14 protein-coding genes are annotated in these 16,654 nt (G+C 73.6%); 5 read left to right on the top strand and 9 right to left on the bottom strand.

Translation table 11 applies throughout. The features are described 5' to 3' along the window. Positions 1 to 60: 60 nt before the first annotated feature. Positions 61 to 1,239 (top strand): PP2C family protein-serine/threonine phosphatase, encoded by a 1,179-nt coding sequence (locus OIB37_RS33705; RefSeq protein ID WP_330461388.1) that lies wholly within the window; start codon positions 61 to 63, stop codon positions 1,237 to 1,239. A gap of 152 nt (positions 1,240 to 1,391) precedes the next feature. After that, entirely contained in the window at positions 1,392 to 2,489 is a 1,098-nt protein-coding gene (locus OIB37_RS33700) for a glycerophosphodiester phosphodiesterase family protein (protein WP_330461387.1), read from the top strand. Between the two features lie 105 nt (positions 2,490 to 2,594). Here OIB37_RS33700 and OIB37_RS33695 read toward each other — a convergent pair whose 3' ends face one another. The 5 genes from OIB37_RS33695 to OIB37_RS33675 form a co-directional block, all read right to left on the bottom strand. Next, positions 2,595 to 3,104: a hypothetical protein gene (locus OIB37_RS33695; protein WP_330461386.1), complete on the bottom strand. Its 510-nt coding sequence runs from the start codon at positions 3,102 to 3,104 to the stop codon at positions 2,595 to 2,597. A gap of 56 nt (positions 3,105 to 3,160) precedes the next feature. Beyond that, a complete protein-coding gene (locus tag OIB37_RS33690) occupies positions 3,161 to 3,685 on the bottom strand; it encodes an SRPBCC domain-containing protein (protein WP_330461385.1) in 525 nt (174 codons plus the stop codon). Positions 3,686 to 3,694: 9 nt separating this feature from the next. After that, positions 3,695 to 4,642, bottom strand: coding sequence for an acyl-CoA desaturase (locus OIB37_RS33685; RefSeq protein WP_330461384.1), 948 nt, complete (start codon positions 4,640 to 4,642; stop codon positions 3,695 to 3,697). Between the two features lie 173 nt (positions 4,643 to 4,815). After that, a complete protein-coding gene (locus tag OIB37_RS33680) occupies positions 4,816 to 6,069 on the bottom strand; it encodes a beta-ketoacyl-[acyl-carrier-protein] synthase family protein (RefSeq protein ID WP_330461383.1) in 1,254 nt (417 codons plus the stop codon). Positions 6,070 to 6,177: 108 nt separating this feature from the next. Beyond that, positions 6,178 to 6,879, bottom strand: a complete 702-nt coding sequence (locus OIB37_RS33675; protein ID WP_330461382.1) for a lysophospholipid acyltransferase family protein — start codon at positions 6,877 to 6,879, stop codon at positions 6,178 to 6,180. Positions 6,880 to 7,079: 200 nt separating this feature from the next. Here OIB37_RS33675 and OIB37_RS33670 point away from each other — a divergent pair, with 200 nt between their 5' ends. Further along, positions 7,080 to 8,450: a cytochrome P450 gene (locus tag OIB37_RS33670; RefSeq protein ID WP_330461381.1), complete on the top strand. Its 1,371-nt coding sequence runs from the start codon at positions 7,080 to 7,082 to the stop codon at positions 8,448 to 8,450. Positions 8,451 to 8,462: 12 nt separating this feature from the next. Next, on the top strand, positions 8,463 to 10,082 hold the full coding sequence (locus tag OIB37_RS33665; protein ID WP_330461380.1) for a peroxidase family protein: 1,620 nt from the start codon (positions 8,463 to 8,465) through the stop codon (positions 10,080 to 10,082). A 6-nt stretch (positions 10,083 to 10,088) separates the two neighbouring features. Here the strand turns inward: OIB37_RS33665 and OIB37_RS33660 are convergent, their stop codons facing one another. Further along, positions 10,089 to 10,349: a hypothetical protein gene (locus OIB37_RS33660; RefSeq protein ID WP_330461379.1), complete on the bottom strand. Its 261-nt coding sequence runs from the start codon at positions 10,347 to 10,349 to the stop codon at positions 10,089 to 10,091. 34 nt (positions 10,350 to 10,383) lie between these two features. Beyond that, entirely contained in the window at positions 10,384 to 12,588 is a 2,205-nt protein-coding gene (locus OIB37_RS33655) for a hypothetical protein (RefSeq protein WP_330461378.1), read from the bottom strand. A gap of 365 nt (positions 12,589 to 12,953) precedes the next feature. Here OIB37_RS33655 and OIB37_RS33650 point away from each other — a divergent pair, with 365 nt between their 5' ends. Next, positions 12,954 to 13,985 carry an acyl-CoA desaturase gene (locus OIB37_RS33650; RefSeq protein ID WP_330461377.1) on the top strand — a complete coding sequence of 344 codons (1,032 nt, stop codon included), beginning with the start codon at positions 12,954 to 12,956 and terminating at the stop codon, positions 13,983 to 13,985. Here the strand turns inward: OIB37_RS33650 and OIB37_RS33645 are convergent. Both OIB37_RS33645 and OIB37_RS33640 read right to left on the bottom strand, forming a co-directional pair. Next, on the bottom strand, positions 13,960 to 14,709 hold the full coding sequence (locus OIB37_RS33645; protein WP_330461376.1) for a bestrophin-like domain: 750 nt from the start codon (positions 14,707 to 14,709) through the stop codon (positions 13,960 to 13,962). The genes OIB37_RS33650 and OIB37_RS33645 overlap by 26 nt on opposite strands. 55 nt (positions 14,710 to 14,764) lie before the next feature. Further along, positions 14,765 to 16,648, bottom strand: coding sequence for a hypothetical protein (locus OIB37_RS33640; RefSeq protein WP_330461375.1), 1,884 nt, complete (start codon positions 16,646 to 16,648; stop codon positions 14,765 to 14,767). Between the last annotated feature and the right edge of the window lie 6 nt (positions 16,649 to 16,654).

Below are 16,654 nucleotides of genomic sequence, written 5' to 3'. Positions count from 1 at the left end.
ACCGGCCGCTTCGCCGAAGGCGACATGCCGTCCACCGCGTCCTGGCGCACCCTGGTAGGCATGAGCCTCCGGCAGTGGGGTGCGGGTCTGCGGCAGCCGTTGCGGTCGGCACACGCGCTGCTGTTGCTGCCGGTCGCGTTGATCGCGGTGATCACGGTGGTGGATCTGCGCGCGCCCATGAACGTCCACCTGGGTCCGGCACTGGTGATCGCGCCGGCGCTGACCCCGTCGCTGGCCGGGCCCCGCGCCACCGCTTTCGTCGGGGCCCTGGCGCTGGCCGGACAGACGCTCATCGCCCTCAAACACGGCGGCATCGGCACCACGAACCACATCGTTCAGCTGATCACCCTGGCCGTGCTGTGCGTGATCGTGGTGGTCTACAGCGTCGTGCGGGACCGACGCAATGCCCAGCTGGCGCAGGTCCGCAACGTCGCCGAGGCCGCGCAGCACGTGCTGATGTGGCCGTTGCCCGAGCGGATCGGCTCGCTGCGGATCGCGTCCCTCTATCTCGCCGCCGAGGACGAGGCCCAGATCGGCGGCGACCTGTACGCGGTGGCCTCGAACGACGGGGCCGTCCGTGTCCTGATCGGTGACGTGCGCGGCAAGGGGCTGCCGGCGATCGGGGAGGCCGCGCTGGTGCTCGGCGCGTTCCGGGAGAGCGCGCACCGGCACATGGGGCTGGCGGAGCTGGCCGCCTCGCTGGACCAGAGCGTCACCCGGTACGCCGCCGAGCTGGACACACCGGAGGACGCGGGCGAGCGTTTCGCCACGGCACTGCTGGTGGAGGTCCCGGAGCGCGATCCGGTCACCCTGATGACCAGTTGCGGCCACCCTCCGCCGCTGCTGCTGAGCCCCGGGCACGCGGTCACCGTACCGAGCCTGCACCCCTCGCCGCCCCTGGGCGTGCACGGCGACGCCGAACACACCCTGGACGTGTTCGCCTTCGGGCCCGGGGACACCCTGCTGCTCTACACCGACGGTGTCGTGGAGGCCCGGGACGCGCGAGGCCGGTTCTATCCGCTGGCCGAGCGGGTCGCACGCTGGACGGACGAGAGTCCGGAGGCGCTGATGCACCACCTGCGGCGCGACCTGCTGGCCCACGCGGGCGGCCGCCTCGGCGACGACGCCGCGCTCATCGCCCTGCACCGCACCCCCGTCGACCGGCGCCGGCACCACGGCCTCGGCGCGGCGGCGGAGAGCCTGCGGCACGGCACCGGGAGCCGCTCCCGGACGGGGTGAGACGCGGGCGGAGGCAGGGGTTCCGGCACCGGTGACCGCACCCGTGGCCGCACCCTCGGCCGTACTCGTGGCCGTACTCGTCCGAGAGCCTTTGCGCCAAAGTCCGGTCGGGGAGGTGCCCCACGGGCCCCGGCCGTTGCGAGAATCCGCGCATGTCCTTACGACACCTGCTCGCCGGTCTGGCCGTGCTGCCGGCGCTCGCGTTCCCGGTCACCGCGCAGGCGGCCCACGGCGGCCCGCCCCTGTCCCGTTTCGATCTCCAGGCCCACCGCGGCGGTCTCGGCATGACGACCGAGGAGTCGCTGGAGGGATTCGGCAAGGCGATGCGGCTCGGGGTGTCCACCCTGGAGCTGGACACCCAGATCACCGCGGACCTGAAGGTCGTCGTCAACCACGACCGGCAGATCAACGGCGTCAAGTGCCGCGACACCGGCCCCGTCACGCCCGATGACCCGCTGTACCCGTATGTCGGCAAGTACATCAAGGACCTGACGCTCGCCCAGATCAGGACCCTGGACTGCGGCTACCGGCAACTGCCCGGCTTCCCGGACCAGGAGGTCGTCCAGGGCTTCCGGATGGCCGAGCTGAAGGACGTCCTGAACCTGGTGAAGAGCTATCACGCGCACCAGGTCACGCTGAACATCGAGACCAAGGTCGAGGCCGGCTCACCCGAACAGACCGCGCCGCGTGGGGTGTTCGTGCGCCGGGTGTACGAGGAGATCCACCGCTCCGGCATCGAGCGGCAGGTCACCGTCCAGTCCTTCGACTGGGGCGCGCTGATGGCGATGCACCGGCTGGCCCCGGCCTGGCCGCTGGTGGCGCTGACGAACTACGACTTCCTGCAGGTCGGTCAGCCCGGCGCGTCCCCGTGGCTCGGCGGGATCGACGCCGACGACTACGGCGGCGACTTCGTCAGGGCGGCCGCGGCCGTCCCCGGTGTCACTGCCCTCTCCCCCAACTACGGCTTCCCCCAGGCCGGAAAGGTCGGCGACCCCGGCTTCCGCTTCTACTCCGACGCGGCGATGGTCGCCGAGGCGCACGCCCGCGGCCTGAAGGTGGTCCCCTGGACCTGCGACGATCCGGCGACGGTGGAGGCGCTGATGGACATGGGCGTCGACGGGATCATCACCGACTACCCCGACCGCGTACGGCAGATCATGGCCGGCCGCGGGATGCGACTGCCCCGTCCCTACCACCCGTACCGTCCGCACGGCCCACACCACCCGCACGGTCGGGACGGACGGCTCTGACCCCTTCCCGGGGCACCGGAACCGCTCGGGGCCGGTCCGCGGCGGGCGAACCCCGCCCCGCCCCGAGCCGGGGCGGGCGGGGCGGGACCGCGTTCCGTCGGCCGGTCAGCGCACCGGCTTCAGGTCGGTGATCTTGCGGGTCTTCAGGTCGGACTGGACGTCGATCCTGCTGACCTCGGCGTGGCTGCCGTCGCCCCAGGTGAGCGTGACCCTGCTGGTGGCGTGGCCGGCGCCGGAGCCGGTGTAGGCGACCTTCCACTTCACCGGCACGTTCTGCGCGAAGAGGATGCCGTCGGCGTGGTTCTTCTTCTCGTACGCGGCGACCTTCTTCCGCGCGGAGTTGCTCAGGTAGAAGGCCCGCAGCGCCTTGAGGTCCGCGCCGGCGGCCGCGTCCTCACCGTCCCACACGGCGTCGATGTAGGCGCCGTAGAAGTCGGCCACCCGCTGGGTGACGTTGCGCGGGTCGCCCTGGGCACCGGGGACGGCGGCGGCCCGGGCGGGGTGACTCGCGGTGCTGGTGCTGGTGCCGGCGAGGGCTGGCGTGACGGCGGCCAGGGTGAGGCCGGCGGTGACGGCCACGGCGGTGAGCAGGGTCTTGCGCTTGCGGATGGACATGTTTCTCATTTCCCCGTTTACTTCGCGACCGGTCCGATCCCGTTCGTCGACACACCTTAAGACCGCAATCCGTCCCCGCCGGTTCCGCCGTCCCCTTCCTTCGTGTGCGGCCCCCCGGTGGGGTTCCGTTCTTCGATCAGGCGGGCGAGGTGGTCGAGGGCCATCCGGGTGCCCAGCTCGTTGTCGGCGCGGGAGATGGCGTCCGGGATGCCCTCGTGCAGCACCTCGACGTCGGTCGCGCCGTCCGCCTCGGTGAGCGTCGTCGTCAGGGTCATCGTGCCGCGCAGGGCCTCGTCGTCCGTCTCGAACGCGAAGACCTCCACCACCCGGACACGGGGAACGAGCGTCACGAAGTGCCCGTGGTAGGTGTCGGCACGGCCACCGGACTTGCCCACGGCGCCCGGTGCGGCGTGGACGAGCGAGATCCGGAAGGCACCGCCCTCACGGGCTTCGAAGGTGTGGACGTGGGCCGTCGTGTTCTCGGGGACCCGCCAGACCGCGAGGTCGTCCGGATCGGTCAGGGCCCGGTAGACGGCCTCGGCGGGCGCCCGTACGCGCCGGGTGACTCGCGTGGCGTACATGGGTCCACGCTAGGGGGTGGGTGCGCCGCCGGGCGTTTCCGCCTGCCGGCGGCCGGCCACCCGGCGCCCGTCCGGCCAGCGGACGTCGTAGGCCCAGCCGAGGTGTTCGAACCAGCGGATCAGACGTGCGCTGGCGTCGAGTTGGCCGGTGAGGACGCCGTGGCGGGCGCTGGTGGGGTCGGCGTGGTGGAGGTTGTGCCAGGACTCGCCGAAGGAGAGCGGGGCCAGCCACCAGACGTTGCCGGAGCGGTCGCGGCTGCGGAAGGGGTGCGCGCCGGCCGCGTGGCAGATGGAGTTGATGGACCAGGTGACGTGGTGGACGAGGCAGATCCGTACCAGTCCTGCCCAGAAGAAGGCGGAGAGGGCGCCCTGCCAGGATCCGGTCAGTACGCCGCCCAGCAGGGCCGGCAGCGCGAGGGAGACGAGAGCGAGGACGCCGAAGCCGCGGGAGACGAGCGTGATGGCGCGGTCCCGGAGGAGGTCGGGGGCGTACTCGCGGGGTGAGGCGTGCTCGGTCTCGAACAGCCAGCCCAGGTGGGCGTAGGCCATGCCCTTGGCGAGGGCGCGGGGCGAACGGCCGTACCGCCAGGGCGAGTGCGGGTCGCCGTCGCGGTCGGAGTAGCGGTGGTGCTTGCGGTGGTCGGCCACCCAGGTGAGCAGCGGGCCCTCGACGGCGAGGCTGCCGGCCAGGGCGAGCGCGATCCTGAGCGGGCGCCGGGCCTTGAACGAGCCGTGGGTGAAGTGCCGGTGGAAGCCGACGGTGATGCCGAGCCCGCTGACGAGGTAGAAGGCGACGGCGAGCACGAGGTCCGTGGGGCTCAGGCCGTGCCGCCAGGCGAGCGGCACCGCGGCGACGAGCGCGAGGAACGGTACGGCGACGAACACCCCGATCAGGAGCTGCTCGGCGCGCTGCCAGGAGCCCACTCCGCGGGACGGCGGGCCGGGTTCCGAGCACACCGGAGCCTCCGAGTGCACCGGAGCCCCCGATCGGGACAAGGGCTCCGCGCGCGCCGGGACCTCCCTGCGCTCCGAGACCTCCGTGGGCTCGGAAACGTCCGTGGACTCCGGGAACTCCGGCAACGGGGGACCTTTCGGCTCGGGGGGGACGGGCGGGTTCGGTGGGCCTGGCCCTAGTCCAGGGCGGTGAAGGCGAGGACGGCGTTCTGGCCACCGAAGCCGAAGGAGCTGCTGACGGCGGCTCGTATCCGCTGCGGGCGGGGCGTCTTGGTGACGACGTCGAGGTCCATCGCCGGGTCGAGGGTGTCGAGGTTGGCGGTGGGCGGGATCAGCTGGTGGCGCAGGGTGAGCACGGTGCAGGCCGCCTCGATGGCGCCGGCGCCGCCGATGGCGTGCCCGATGGTGCCCTTGACGGCCGTGACGGGCGGCGGCCGGTGGAAGACCGCGTGCAGCGCGTTGTGTTCGGCCGCGTCCCCCTGTGGGGTGGAGGTGCCGTGCGCGTTGACGTGGTCGATGTCCTCGGGGCCCAGGCCGGCGTCGGCGAGGGCGCCGCGGATCGCGCGGGCGGCACCGTCGCCGCTCGGCTGCGGGGCGGTGAAGTGGTGGGCGTCGCAGGAGGCGCCGAAGCCGGAGAGCAGGGCGGCCGGCCGGGTGCCGCGGGCGCGGGCGTCCTCGGTGCGTTCGAGGACGAGGACGGCGGCCCCCTCACCGAGGACGAAGCCGTCGCGGTCGCGGTCGAAGGGGCGCGAGGCCTCGTGGGGGCTGTCGGCGCGGCGGGACAGGGCGCGCATCTGGGCGAAACAGGCGGCGGTCATCCGGAGCCGGGCCGACTCGCTGCCGCCGGCGAGCACGAGGTCGCAGGCGCCGGACAGCAGCCAGTCCCGGGCGAGTCCGATCGCGCTGGTGCCGGAGGCGCAGGCGGTGCTGACGACCATGTTGGGGCCGGTCGCACCGAGGTCCAGGGCGATCTCGGCGGCGGCCATGTTGGGCACGCTGCGGGGCAGCGCGAGGGGGGAGACCCGGTCCGGCGTGTGGTCCGCGAGCCGGTCGAACTCGGCCTGCCACCCCTGCATGGAACCGGTGCCGACGCCCATCACGACGCCGACCCGGGCCCCGTCCCAGCCGTCGGGCGTGAGCCGGGCGTCGGCGACGGCCTCGCGCGCGGCGAGCAGCGCGAAGGTGGTGAAGCGGTCCAGCCGGCGGCTGAGCCGGTGACCCAGCAGGCCGCGCGCGTCCAGGTCGGGTACCCGGCAGGAGAAGGCCACGGGCAGCCCGTCCAGGCCGGGGTCGGCGGTCGCCGTGGACTGACCGGCGCACAGACCCTCCCATGCCTCGTCCCGGCCGATGCCTGCCGGGGTGACCAGTCCCAGTCCGGTGACCGCCACGGGGGCGCGCCGCGCCCCGCCGCCTGCTTTCACGAGCTGCATGAGCGGTGATTATCCGGGCGGGGGACGCCTGTTCCCTGCTGCGACAACTCCTTCGGCGCGGGACGGCGTCCGCTACCACCCGGATGTGCCAACGCGGCGGCCGAACCGTCAGCGGCCCGGGGCCGGGAAGAGGCCGTCGCCGTCCGGCGTGTCCTCGGCCTGCCCCGGGCCCAGCGCCCGTACGGCACACGACCAGGCGTCGGCGAGGGCGGCCTCCAGGTCCTCCAGCGGCCGGCGCGTGTCGTCCAGGTGGAGGGGCTCCCCGAAGTGCACGTGGACGCGGGGGCGTCGCAGGGGGGCGGTGGCCCATCCGGCCAGTTGCTTGGCGCGGCTGCCGGAGGAGACGCGGCGGGCTCCGGCGTGCCCGACGGGGACCACCGGAACGCCGGTGGACAGCGCGAGCCGGATCACGCCGGTCTTCAGCGGGCCGGGCGGTCGGTCGTGCGCGGCGCGGTACCGGGGCAGGCGGCCCTCGGGGTAGATCAGCACGCCGCGCCCCTCGGCGAGGGCGTCGGAGGCGGGCCGCAGGGCGTCCGGGGCGCGGCGGCTGCCCCGGTGCACGGGTACGTACCCCTCGTGGGTGAGGGCGCGCGCCAGCAGGGGCACCCGCCACAGCCCGGCGGTGGCCAGGACGGCGGGCCGGTGGCCGAGCCGGTGCAGGGTGCCGATGAGCAGGACCGGGTCGAAGAAGGAGGTGTGGTTGGCGGCCAGGACGCGGCCGTGCCCGGGCTCCCCGAGCAGCCGTTCGGCACCGCTGACGGTCGTGTCGCTGAACACGGGCACGAGGGCCCCGGCCCAGGTGGAGAGCATCGCGCACGCTCCTCTGCGGTACGGGGACCGTCGGGCGACGGGCCCGGCGGGTGGGCGGGACAGGTCGCGGGGGCGGCCGGGTGTGCGGAATCCGGTGGGGGCACCGCGTGCGGCACCGTCAATGTACCTCCCGCGCGGGCCCGGTCATCCGAATGCCCGTCCGAAATGCGACGTGTCCGGGCCGGTGGCTGAATGCCCTCATGGACTTTCTCGCCGCGTACGACGCGATCCCCGAGGACGACGTCCCGCAGCGGGTGTCCCTGTTGCGACAGGGCATGGTCGCCGACAAGGCGGCCGTCTTCGCCCAACTGCGCGCACAGCGTCCGGTGTTCAGCACGCCGGTCGGCGTCTTCGTCACCCGGCACCCGGACGTGCTGGAGGTGCTGTCCGCACCCGGCACGTTCACGGTCGGGGTGTTCGGACCGGCGCTGGAGGACGTGCTGGGCGCGCCGTTCGTCCTCGCGCGGGACGGTGCCGACGTGCACTGGCGCGAGCGGGGGTACGGGCAGCTCGTACTCGCCGCCGAGGACGCGCCCCGGGTGCGGGAGCTGACCGCGTCGGTCGCCGACGCCGTGCTGGACGAGGCTGTCGCCCGGGGTGCGGACACCTTCGACCTGATCCAGGACTACGCCCGTCCGGCGGCGGCCCGTGTCGCCATCGGCTATCTGGGCTTCACCGGCATCGACGAGGACATCCTGCACGGCTGCACCCGCGCGATGCAGTGGGCGTTCGCCGTCAACCCCGAGCGCGACCCCGGGATCCATGCCGCGGGTGTGGCGGCGGGCCGGGAGCTGCACGACCGGGTCGCCGAGGTCATCGCCCGCCGCCGGGAGGCGGCCGACGGCACACCCGGTGACGGCCCCGGAGTCGCGGACGGTGACGGCCTCGGCGCCGCATCCGGTCGCGGGGCCGCGGACGGTGCCGCACCCGGCCGGGTCTCGGACGACGTCCTCGCGCGGATGCTGCGCATCAGCCTGCCCGCCGAGTACGCCTTCGACGACGAGCGGATCAACGCCAACCTGGTCGGCTACCTGACGGGTTACCAGCAGAACGCCACCCAGTGCGTGGCCACCGCCGTCAAGGAACTGGCCGTCCGCCCGCAGGCGCTGGCCGAGGCGCGGCGGCTGGCGGCGGAGGGCGACCCGGCCCGTTTCGACGCCTTCGTGTGGGAGGCCCTGCGCTTCCACCCGTTCGTGCCGGTCACGCCCCGGCTGTGCGTGCGCGACCACACCCTCGCCGCCGGCACCCCGCGGCAGACGGTGATCCCGGCCAAGAGCGTGGTGCTGGCCTGCTTCGCGTCGGCGATGTTCGACGAGGAGGTCCTCGACGCGCCCGCCGAGTTCCGGCCCGGACGCCCGCCCGCGCACAACCTCGTCCTCGGCTACGGCGCCCACGACTGCGTCGGCCGGTACGCGGCCTCGGTGATCCTGCCCGAGCTGGTGCGGCGCGTGCTGCTGCGCCCCGGCATCCTCCCGCTGCCCGGCGGCGAGCGGGAGCTGGACTACGCCGGCACCCCGTTCCCGCAGCACTACACGGTGAGTTCCGGCCGCCCGGCCGGGAACGCGACCTGACCCGGAGGACCCATGACCGTCACGTCTCGTGCGACGCAGACCCGGACCGGACCGTGGACCGGGGCACGGGACCGATCCCGCGACGGGCGGCGCAATCGGTTCGAGACGCATCTGCTGACCCGTTTCGGGCCCGTGTGGCGGACGGCCCAGCGCAGCAGGTGGCTGCACCGGCGGCTGAACTCCACCCTGACCGACCTGGCCGTCCTCAAGGCGCCCCCGCGTCCCGACCCGCTGAGCACCAAGAGCCCGTACACGTCGTGGGACTCCCTCACCGACCGTTCGTGGGTGGGCCGGCACCTGCCACCGGCCGACGGCGGGGCAGAGCGGCTGCCGGCTCCCGAAAAGGTCGCCGAGCTGTTCCGGCGCGACGGCGCGACCCGGTACTGCCCCCGGTCGACGGCGCTGCTGCCCGCGTTCGCCCAGTGGTTCACCGACGGCTTCCTGCGCGGGCACGCCGCCACCGGCGATCCGCGCCGCACCGACTCCCCGCACACACTCGACATGTGCCAGCTCTACGGCGACCGCGCGGAGGTCACCGCCTCCTTGCGGACCTTCGAGGGCGGGCGGCTGAAGAGCAGGCAGGTGGACGGGGGCGAGTTCCCGCCGCTGCTGTGCGAGGGCGGAAAGATCAAGGAGGAGTTCCGGGCGCTGCGGCCGGTGCGGTTCGACGAGGTGCCCGAGGAGCTGCGGGACACTCTCTTCGCCTCCGGCGGCGACCGCGTGCACGCGCACATCGGCCCGATGGCGATGAACGTCCTCTTCCTGCGCGAGCACAACCGGGTGGCCGGCCTGCTCGCCGACGCCCACCCCGACTGGGACGACGAACGGCTCTTCCAGACCACCCGCAACACGCTCATCGTGATGATGATCCGGGTGATGCTGGAGGAGTACATCAACCACATCACGCCGTACCACTTCGACTTCGTCCTCGACCCGGTGCGCACCGACCGGGGGGTGTGGCACCGGGAGAACTGGGCGACGGTCGAGTTCAGCCTGGTGTACCGCTGGCACAGCCTGGTTCCGTCCAGCTACGCCATCGGCGGCCGGGAGGTGCCGCTCGCGCGCACGATCGCCAACGGGCGGCTGGTCACCGACCGCGGTCTCGGACCGCTGATGGAGGACCTGTCCCTGCAACCGGCCGGTCTCTCGGGCCTGTTCAACACCGACGACGTGCTGATGCCCATCGAGGAGCGCAGCATCGCGGTCGGCCGCGAGCTGCGGCTGGCCCCGTACAACGACTACCGCGCCCACTACGGCTTCCCCCGCGTCACCCACCCCAGGCAGATCTCCGGCGACCCGCGGGTCCAGGACGCGCTGATGGAGGTGTACGGCGACGTCGACGCCATCGATCTGTACGTCGGTGTGTTCGCGGAGGAGCCGGAGCCGGGGGCGATCTTCGGGCGGCTGCTCGAACGCGTCATCTCCGTCGACGCGTTCTCGGAGGCGCTGAACAACCCCCTGCTGGCGCCGCGCCTGTTCGCGCCGTCGACGTTCTCGGCCGAGGGTCTGCGGATCGTCCGCGAGACCCGCGGCTTCTCCGACCTGCTGCACCGCAACCTGCCCGAGACCAAGGCGCGTTACTTCGTGTCGCTCGGCAGGAGCGCCGCGGACTCCAGGACCGCGGCGCTCTGAGGGCGGTCAGCCACCGGCCCGTACATGGGCGTGCAAGGCCTCGGCGGCGGTGCGCAGTTGCTCCGCCGCCGTGCCGCAGGCCGCCGCCTGCTGTTCCAGGGTGGGCCGGCTCCACGCGGGCGCCGCCACGCAGCCGTCCAGCGTCGCCGCGGTGGCCCGCAGCCGTCGGGCGTAGTCGTCCATCAGGTCGGCGTCGGCGCGCAGGACGGTTGCCCTGTCGAGGAGTTCACCGGTCGACGGCATCGTTGCGGGGGACTCGGTCACCATGGCTGCTCCCGGTCGCGTGGAGGGGGCGGGGGGCTCAGCGCGGCAGGACGGCGCCGGCGCTGCGATGGGTCATGAACTGCGGGCAGGACAGGACGAACAGCGGGCGGGCGGTGTCGACGCCGAGCCGGCGCAGCTGCCCGGCCATCGGTTCGGCCGCGGCGGTGTCCAGGCGCAGCCGTACGCCGGTTCCGGTGTGCAGCCGCAGCTTGCCGTGGGTGCGTAGCAGGGTGCGTACGGTGCTCTCGCGGCGCCGGCCGTAGAGCACCCAGTCCGCCTCGGGGCAGCGGACGCCCGGGCCGAGGCGGCCCTCGACGGCGATGCCGAGGTCCGGCGAGGTGAAGCGGATGTCACGGCCCATCAGGTCGGCCTCGGCCAGGGTGCGGACCGCGGGCTGGCCCCAGAGCTCCCGGGCGACCACGCGGGCCTCCTCGGTGGTGACGGCGAGGGAGAGGACGTACCGGCCGGTGCGGCGCAGGTCGGCGCGGCGCAGCAGGTCGGCGGCGATGTCGAGCGGGCGGGGCCGCCACAGGTCGTCCACCAGGACCGACAGGACGATCTCGGTGTAGGGGCCGATGGTGGAGCAGCGGTGCTCGTACAGGGACAGCACCGCCAGCGCCCGCCGGCCCAGCCGGCTCGGCACCATCCAGGTGACGCCGGGCAGCAGGGCCCGGGCGACGCCGGCGTCGACCGGGAAGCCCAGGTGGGCGGCGGAGGAGTCGTAGTAGCGCACGGGGACGTCGACCGGGCCCGCGGTGGTGGCGACGGACGTGGTGGGCAGGGTGAGGAAGGGGTAGCCCTCGGGCGGGTTGGCGCGGTCCTTGAGCTGGTAGGCCTGGGTGCGCACGACGGGGCCGCGGTAGGGCGCGAGCGCCTCGTCGACGTCCTTGCGGGCCTCGGGGATGACGGTGCGCAGGTGCTCCATGTACTCACGGAGCATGTGGCACAGCGGGAACTCGTGGGTGGGCCCGGTGTAGTCGACCTCGTACCAGTGGGGGTGGGGGTCGAAGGCGGTGCCCGCTCCCCTGCCGTCGAGGACCGGCACGATGTCGTGCTGGTTGGTGATGCTGGCGACCCAGGTGCGCGGGTCGGCGGGCTTCTTGTTGTCGACGGGGGAGCCGACGGCGACCATGTGCGTCACGCGGTAGGCGCGGCAGAACTCCTCGTCCTGGGCGAGGTTCATCAGCGCGATCCCGCCTTCGCTGTGCCCGATCAGGGCGATCTCGGCGCCGCGCGGGATGCCGTGCTCCTCCAGGGCCAGCAGCACCGCGCGGGTGTAGGGCGAGTCGGCCATGAACAGATTGCGCCAGGCGCCGACGAAGTCCTGCGGGGAGTCGTTGCGGGGGCGGCCGGGGGCCATGCCGGGGGCCTGGACGACGTACCGTACGACGCCGTCGGGGCCGCGCACGTTCTGCACGAGGATCCGGCCGTCGGTGGAGAGCGTCTCGATGTTGCGCAGGAAACCGAGGAAGGAGCCCTCGCCCGCGATGGTCTGCTTCTCCTGGTCGGTGAGGTCGACGGCCTCGGCGGCGCCGTCACCCCGGTCCAGGCCGGCGACGCGGGCGGCCCCGATGCCCTTGACCGGGTCGGCGGTCAGCTCGCGGCCCGTGGCCAGCGCCCAGCCGGTCTCGTCGTTCATCGGGTCCTCGTCCAACAGGGCCCGGATTGCGAGGAGTTCGGCCAGCAGAGGGGCGAGGCCGGACAGGGCGCGCTGGGCGCCCTGGTCACGGAACAGGGCGCGCAGGGCTCGTACGGCCGCCAGGTCGTGGTCGGCGGTGACGGCCTCCGTCAGCCGGCGCATGCCCGGGTCGCGTTCGAACTCGGGGTGGTCCACGAGTACGGCGGCGATCCGCAGCCGCAGCGAGGAGACGGCCACCAGCGCGGCCAGGCTCTCCCGGCCCAGGGCCTCACCGGCGGCGCCGAGCATGTAGCCCATGCCCTTGGGTGCCGTGATGGCCGCGCCGCCGAGCCCCTGCTTGTTGGTCAGGGCCCGCAGCAGCGCCCACTGGGCGGGGAGGCCGGTACGGGGCCTGCGGCGCGCCGAGCCGGCCAGGGCGGGCGCGAACAGCGCGGTGCTGGTGCGCCCGGCCACCTCGCGGATGCCCTCGGCGACGTCCACCACGTCCCGCGCGCACCGGCGCAGCAACTCCTTGGCGTCCTGCCCGTCCCGCCGTTCCTGTCCGCCCTGTCCGTCCCGCCCTTCCTGCCCATGCCGTCCGGGTGCGTGGCCGTCCGTGCGCATCCGACACTCCTCGACTCGACGACGTACTTGATACGAATACGAATGGCTGTTGATGACTGACGATGAATAGGAGCGAGCGGAAACAAAAGGAGATGAAATGAGATGAACTGGGACGAATGGAGGTGGGCGGAGATGAACGCGGATACGACAGCGTCTGCGCGAGGGGGCGGACGCGTCCGGGGAACCCGGCCCCGGTCCCATCGTCGGGCAGTCGCACGGCGCCCGCACCTTCATCCATCCAGGTAGAGCATGGGCGCCGGGCCCGTGCGGCCGTGCGCGCCTGAGCCCCGGCGGCATATGGCGCCCGCATAATCGCCGCACATGACCCCCTCCACTTGCCCGTTCCGCCGCGTGCGAGGTGCGCCGTGACCACCTCCGCCGATCACCCGAACGGCCTACGCGCCCCGCTGCCCGACACCGTCCCGGTGAGCGTCCCGCTGCGCACCGGCTACCTGCTCATGCTCGTCGTAGGACCGCTCGCCGTCCTGGCCGTGGCGCTGCCGGCCGCCCTCGTGGCGGGCTGGGGGCCCCACTGGTACGACGTGGGCCTCGCCATCGGGATGTACGCCCTGTCCATCATGGGCATCACCGCCGGCTACCACCGGCACTTCACCCACCTGTCCTTCAAGGCGAGACGGCCACTGCGGATCGCCCTGGGGATCGCGGGCTCCATGGCCATGGAGGGGCCGGTCACCATGTGGGTGGCCGAGCACCGGCGCCACCACCAGTACGCGGACCGGGACGGCGACCCGCACTCGCCGTGGAAGTACGGCACCTCCCGCCGGGCCCTGCTCAAGGGGCTCTGGCACGCGCAGGTGGGCTGGTTCTCGTCCTCGCCGGTCCGTGCCAACTATCCGCGCTACGCCCCGGATCTGCTCGCCGACCCGGACGTACGCCGCCTGGACCGGTGTTACCCGGTGGCCATCGCCGTCTCCCTGGGGCTGCCGCCGCTGCTCGTCCTGGCCTGGACCCACGACTGGCGGACGGCGGCCGTCACCTTCCTGTGGGCGAGCCTCGTGCGGTACGCGGTCGTCCACCACGTCACCTGGTCCGTCAACTCCGTCGCGCACGCCTTCGGCGCCCAGCACTACGCGACCCGCGACCAGTCACGCGACATCCGCTGGGTGGCGCTGCTGACCTTCGGCGAGGGCTGGCACAACCTGCACCACGCCGACCCCAACAGCGCCCGGCACGGCGGGCTGAAGGGACAGCCGGACCTCACGGCTTGGCTGATCGCCGGGTTCGAACGGTGGGGCTGGGCGTACGACGTGCGCTGGCCCGACGAGCGGCGCATCGCGGCGCGGCTGCTGGGGACCCCGGCGGGCACCGACGGAGACCGGGTACCGGACGGACGCCAGGTACCGGACGGGGTCAGGCGTACGGGAAGTAGCGGGTGAAGGGTGTGGAGTCGACGGCGAACAAGCCGTTGAACGGCTGGTTCAGCTGGTAGACCAGCAGCACGGTGAAGGTGATGAGCGCCGTCAGGCCCATCACCATCACCACGTGGGTGACGCTGCGTTTCACCCCGAACATGAACATGAAGGCCACGGTGAGCATCCCGCCGACGATCAGCCCGAACCACAGGACGGGCGACAGACCGCTGCCCACGTCGGCCTCCCGCCCGCGCCGGGCGTCGTCCAGCACGCCGAGCTGGGCCAGGGTCTCCTGCAGCGTCGCCTGCTGGACCGGGGTGGCGTCGGCGGGGACACCGCCCGACGCGCGGACGGCGTCCAGCAGGGCCCAGCCTTCCTGGCCGGGCACGCTCCCGTCCCGCATGGCGGGCCACTCGGCGGACACGACGTGGTGCACGTACGCGTCCACGGCGCCGCGGGTCCGCCGGGCCTCCGGCGCGGGGAGCCCGGCGGACAGCAGCAGGATCTGGTGCGCGGCGCTCGCCTCGGCCTGCACATGGCTCTCGGCCCCGGACCGCGTCTCCCACACGGACACCATGGCCAACCCCAGCACCAGGGCGTAGAGGACCCCGACCATCATGGAGATGTACTCGGCGACGTCCTCGCGCGGTTCCGCCTCCGGGGCCGGCGGCCAGTACCGGTGCCGGGCCACCACGACACCGGCGGCGACCAGTGCGACCCCCAGGACAACGGCAAAGGTCTCGATCATCGGCTGGGGCGCTCCTGTCGTCTCGATGTGCACGGCGGGGTACGGCGGTCGGCGGCTACGAACCGGTCCCCCGCGAGCCGAGCAGCACTGCGGCCACGACGGCGGGGATCAGCATCAGGAACAGCACGGTGAGCAGCCCGAGCCCGGTCGGGTCGCCGCCGGGGCGGACGAAGCGGGTCAGGATGGAGGGGGCGCGCCGCGGGGGCACGGCGGGGGCGGCCAGGCGGCCCGAGGTCGACTGGCCCGAGGTCGACTGGCCCGAGGTCGACTGGCCTGAGCTTGACTGGCCTGAGCTTGACTGGCCTGACGTCGATCTGCCCCCGGTTGATTGACCGGAGGTTTCCTCGCCGGATACCGACTGGCCCGAGGCTGTCCCGTCCCCGCTCGACCGGCCTGCCGTGGTCCCGCCCTCCGTCGACGAGCCGGTCGTCTGCCGCTCGGACGACACGCCTGCCGTCGCCTGCCCATCGGTGCTCTGACCACCCGTCACCTGTGCTGCGGCATCACCGCCTTGGGTACCCGTCGCGCCACCCGCACCACCCGCACCGGTGGTGGTGCCGGCACCGGTTCCGGCAGCGGCTCCGGCACCCGCACCGCCGGCAGCGGCTCCGGCACCCGCACCGTCGGCGGCGGCTCCGGCTCCGGCTCCGGCTCCGGCTCCGGCTCCGGCTCCGGCTCCGGCTCCGGCTCCGGCTCCGGCTCCGGCTCCGGCTCCGGCCGTCGTACCCGCGGCGGCCCCCGCGGTCGTACCAGTCCCGGCGGCCGCACCCGCAGCAGCACCGGGAACGGGTGCGGGTGCCGGGGCTGCCGGAACGGTTGCCGCACCGGCAGGGGGTGGCAGCGCGGGTGCGGGCGGGAACACGGCGCCTGGGGGCAGGGGCAGGACGGGCGGCGGACCTGCTGGGGCCGCCGGGCCTGCCGGAGGTGCGGCGACGGGTGGCGACGCGGGGGCTCGGGGGGTGCTCGGTCTCGGCAGTGCGGGGGCTCGCAGGGTGAAGGTCCCGGCCGCGCGGGCCGTCAGCAGGGGCGGGGGTTCCAGGCTGCCGTTCGGCAGGAGGGTGTGGGTGCGGTCGGTTCCCTCGACCCACCCTGCGCTGCGATAGGTCCCCGGGGGCCGCCGCACCTGCGCCACGCATCGCACGGACCGGCCCGGGTCCAGCGCGGATACGACGGCGCCACCCCCGGGGCAGTCGATGCGGGGCGGGGAGAGCACGGGATCGGTGAGGTGGAGGTCGTACACCGTGCGGTTGCCGGGATTGGTCACCTCGTAGAAGACGGTGGCACCGCCGCCCGGCGCGGCACGTCGCGCCAGGGCCAAGCGCACCGGGCGCACCGGGCGCACCACCCGAACTGCACGGACTGCACGGACTGCACGGATGGTCCGTACCGTCGGGAACCTCTCCGCCGTCGGGACGTTCCGCGCCGTCCGGATAGTACGAACCGTCCGGACCGTCTCCGACAGGCCGACCTGTCCACCGACGCCGCTGTAGCCGGCGCGGGCGACGGCGCGGGACTCCGTGTGCAGGGCAGGGATCCGGCCCACCGCCCGGACGTCGACGGTCCGCACGCCGGGCCGGGCGACGGTGCGTGCCGTGCACGTGACCGAGGTGAGGCCGCGCAGCATCGGGACGTAAGTGCGGCCGCCGGGGCACCGGATCGCGGTCGCGGGCAGCTCGGGGTCGGTGATCCGGACGTCCTGGAGGTCGGCTCCGGTGCGGTTGGCGAGCCGGTAGGTCTTCACCGCCGCGTGCCCGATCCGGATGCCCGGCCGTGTCGCGCCCGTGCCCGGACGGGTGTTGACCGCGACCGCCAGCGCGAGCCCGTGCGTCCCCGCGCCGTCGGCGGTCGCCCAGCCGGTCAGGCCGCCTGCCGCGGTGAGGAGCAGCGACAGCAGCAACGCGGTACGGCGTCCCCGGGCACCCGGGGAACGACCAACCACCCGTAA

The sequence above is a fragment of the Streptomyces sp. NBC_00820 genome (assembly GCF_036347055.1).
In the GTDB taxonomy this organism is placed as follows: domain Bacteria; phylum Actinomycetota; class Actinomycetes; order Streptomycetales; family Streptomycetaceae; genus Streptomyces.
This window is presented reverse-complemented; position numbering and strand designations above follow the sequence as displayed.

Bases quoted from the DNA above. Each gene is read 5' to 3' on its own strand.
- OIB37_RS33705 (WP_330461388.1), top strand. From the start codon at position 61: ATGAGCCTCCGGCAGTGGGGTGCGGGTCTGCGGCAGCCGTTGCGGTCG.
- OIB37_RS33700 (WP_330461387.1), top strand. From the start codon at position 1,392: ATGTCCTTACGACACCTGCTCGCCGGTCTGGCCGTGCTGCCGGCGCTC.
- OIB37_RS33695 (WP_330461386.1), bottom strand. From the start codon at position 3,104: ATGTCCATCCGCAAGCGCAAGACCCTGCTCACCGCCGTGGCCGTCACC.
- OIB37_RS33690 (WP_330461385.1), bottom strand. From the start codon at position 3,685: ATGTACGCCACGCGAGTCACCCGGCGCGTACGGGCGCCCGCCGAGGCC.
- OIB37_RS33680 (WP_330461383.1), bottom strand. From the start codon at position 6,069: ATGCAGCTCGTGAAAGCAGGCGGCGGGGCGCGGCGCGCCCCCGTGGCG.
- OIB37_RS33675 (WP_330461382.1), bottom strand. From the start codon at position 6,879: ATGCTCTCCACCTGGGCCGGGGCCCTCGTGCCCGTGTTCAGCGACACG.
- OIB37_RS33670 (WP_330461381.1), top strand. From the start codon at position 7,080: ATGGACTTTCTCGCCGCGTACGACGCGATCCCCGAGGACGACGTCCCG.
- OIB37_RS33665 (WP_330461380.1), top strand. From the start codon at position 8,463: ATGACCGTCACGTCTCGTGCGACGCAGACCCGGACCGGACCGTGGACC.
- OIB37_RS33660 (WP_330461379.1), bottom strand. From the start codon at position 10,349: ATGGTGACCGAGTCCCCCGCAACGATGCCGTCGACCGGTGAACTCCTC.
- OIB37_RS33655 (WP_330461378.1), bottom strand. From the start codon at position 12,588: ATGCGCACGGACGGCCACGCACCCGGACGGCATGGGCAGGAAGGGCGG.
- OIB37_RS33645 (WP_330461376.1), bottom strand. From the start codon at position 14,709: ATGATCGAGACCTTTGCCGTTGTCCTGGGGGTCGCACTGGTCGCCGCC.